Here is a 2,891-nt window from a genome sequence, read left to right on the forward strand (position 1 = left end):
CGTCGCGGTCGAGCGCGTCCCAGTCCATCACCGGGCGGTGCAGCCAGCGCCCCTCATGCGCGCGATCGGGATCGTCGCGATAGCTGTGGTCGTTGAGCAGCCCGGCCTCGTCGCCCATATAGAGCGTGGCGAGTCCTCCGCTGGCGATCGACAGCGCGTTGAGCAGCGCGATGCGGCGGAACGCATGCTCGCGCTCCTCATCGGTCCGCGCGGCCTCGAGCCCGGCAAGCGACGCCATCGTCCCGTTCGAGCCGTGCAGCACGGAGCCATCGGACTGGAACGGTTCGCCCCGCGCCCAGCTGCCGTCTGCGCCGTCGAGAAACTTTGCCGCGATGGTCAGCCGCGCGACGGGGTCCGGGTCGATCCCGGCAAGGTCGCCGATCACCGCGCCCCAGCCGATATCGTCGTGGCAGCGCGCATAGCTAAGCCAGTTCGCGCCGCGCGGCAGGCCGCCGCTCGCCGCGACGATCGCGTGGGGCAGCGCGGCCGACTGCTCGGCGAGCCCGACCCAGCCGGCGACCATCAGCGAGTTGTTGTAGACGAGATGGCATTCGGGCTCGAACCCGCCATCCCAGTCCGACCCCTCGTCCGCGCCGAAATAGGGCGGGACCAGCGCGGTCGGGACGATCGCCTCGGCCTTGAGCAAGGTCGCGGGGGCGACGATGTCGAGCGCGGCGCGCAGTGCGCGGACGATGTAATGCGCCTGCGGCCGGTTGCGGCAGTCGGTACCGAGCTGCTTCCAGAGGAACGCGATCGAGTCGAGCCGGAACGCCTCGAACCCGTGATTGGCGAGCCGCAGCATCGTGTCGACGATCGCGAGCATGACCTCCGGATTGGCCCAGTTCAGGTCCCACTGGAACGGGTAGAAGGTCGTCCAGACCTGTCCGCCCATCGCCGGGACATGCGTGAAATTGCCCGGTGCGGTGGTCGGGAAGACCTGCAGCAGATCGGCCTCATAGGCCTGCGCCTCGTCGTCGCCAAGGACGTGGTAGAAGGCGCGATAATGCGGATCGCCGTCGCGGGCCGCCTGCGCCCAGGCATGATCGTCGGCGGTATGGTTGAGCGCGAGATCGACGCACAGGCTGATCCGCCCCTCGCGCAGCCGTGCGGCGAGCCGCTCGACATCGGCCATCGTCCCCAGTCGTGGCTCGACCGACAGATAGTCGGCGACCGCGAAGCCGCCATCGCTGTCGCCCTCGCGCGCCTTCAACAGCGCGAGCAGGTGGAGATAGCGGACACCGAGCGATTCGAGATGGTCGACATGCCCGATCAGACCCTCGACCGTCCCGGCGAACCGGTCGACATAGGTCGAATAGCCGAGCATGTCGGGCGCGACGAACCAGTCGGGGTCGGCGAGCCGCGCCTCGTCGAGGGCAGCCATCGCGGCGGGGCGTTCGGCGGCCCGCTCGCGCAGGATCGCCTCGAGCCGCGGCCAGATCGCCAGCCCGGTACTGCCATACAGGCGTTCGAGCTGGCGGCGCAGGCGGGGACCGAGCGCCGCGAGGCGACGCTCGGTGGGGGAGGATACGCGCACCTGGGTCGGCCGATCAGAAGCCGAAGCGGACGGCGGCGGAGATCGTGCGACCGGTGATCGACCGGGCGCGGACGATGCCGTTGGTCGGGATCGCACCCTCCTCGGCCTCGGTGATGCCCTTCACGTCGAACAGGTTGTTGCCGTTAACCGACACGGTCACATTGTCCGCCGGGCGGATCGAGACGAACGCGTTGACCTGCGTATAGCCCGGCATCTTGAGGACGTTGTTGTCCTGCGCATAGCTGTCGGTCGTGCCGATCACGTTCGCGCCGATCGTCACGCGGTCGAAATCGACCTGTGGCGTCGCCTGATAGATGAACTTGGCCTGGCGACGCGGACGGTTGCCCTCGACCCCGGGGTTGAGCACGTCGCGGGTGATCTCGGCATCGGTATAGGTGCCGCCGGCCGAGAGCGAGAACGGTCCGCGTGCGATCCGGCCCTCGATCTCGACGCCCTTGGCGTCATATTCGCGGTTGAAGAAGCGCTGCGTCGTCGCCTCGAAATTCTGTTCCTCGGTGCGCGCCCAAAAGCCGGTGGCGTAGAGCGAGACGCCGCCCTGGCGGAACTTGAACCCGCCCTCGAGCTGGCGGACGAAATCGACCGCTGCGCCCTGATCGGTCAGCCCGCCCGTCGCGGTGTTGATCGAGGGGCCGAACAACAGGCGATCGGCGTTGGCACGGCCGCCGCGGCTGTAGCGACCGAACAGCGCGGTGCTGTCGGTCAGGCGGAAGTTCACGCCACCCGAATAGGACAGGTAGTCATAGTTGTAGTCGAGCGGCGACCGGGCGTTGGGGATCACCGCGACCTGACGTTCAGCGGCCGAGATCACGCCGTCGCCGTTGATGTCGAACGTCGTGATGCCGCTGCCGAACGCGGCGCCGAGATCGGAGCCGGCGACGCTGCCGCGTGCGCGACCGAAATCGTAGCGCAGCGACCCGTCGATGTTGAACCGGCCGAGCTCGAGCCCGAGCTGCGCGAACGGTGCGTAGGTCGTGTAGTCGAGGTCATAGGAGCGGCGGCAGCAATTGCCGAAGAAGCTCGCCGAATAGCCGGGGACGCCGTTCTGCGTGACGGGCACGCCCGCCGCGGTGCGGACGTCGACAAGTTCCGAGCGGCCATTGTCCGCGACGGTCTGGACGGACGAGGTCCACAGCCAGTCGCTCTTGATGTCCTGCCGCGAGGCATAGAAGCCGCCGGTGACCGCGAGCGACCCGCCGGCGAACGGCAGCGAGCCGTTCAGGCGGATGTCGTTGGTGATGTTGTTGAGGCTCTTCAGGTCGACATCGAACAGGACGATGTTGGCGAGCAGACCGTTGCCGTTGAGCGAGGCGGGGTCGGCAATGCGCTGACCCGCCTG

The 2,891-nt window shown here is 68.2% G+C and carries 2 protein-coding genes; both read right to left on the reverse strand.

Features of this window, described 5'->3' with window-relative positions; all coding sequences use genetic code 11:
• The coding region (locus sphsw_RS05670; protein ID WP_042466631.1) for an alpha-amylase family glycosyl hydrolase at positions 1 to 1,534 on the reverse strand (1,534 nt) is incomplete at its 3' end.
• Positions 1,535 to 1,547: 13 nt separating this feature from the next.
• Positions 1,548 to 2,891: TonB-dependent receptor domain-containing protein (locus sphsw_RS05675; protein WP_042466632.1), on the reverse strand; the 1,344-nt coding region annotated here is incomplete at its 5' end.

The sequence above is a fragment of the Sphingomonas sp. FUKUSWIS1 genome (assembly GCF_000733135.1).
Taxonomy (GTDB): domain Bacteria; phylum Pseudomonadota; class Alphaproteobacteria; order Sphingomonadales; family Sphingomonadaceae; genus Sphingomonas; species Sphingomonas aerolata.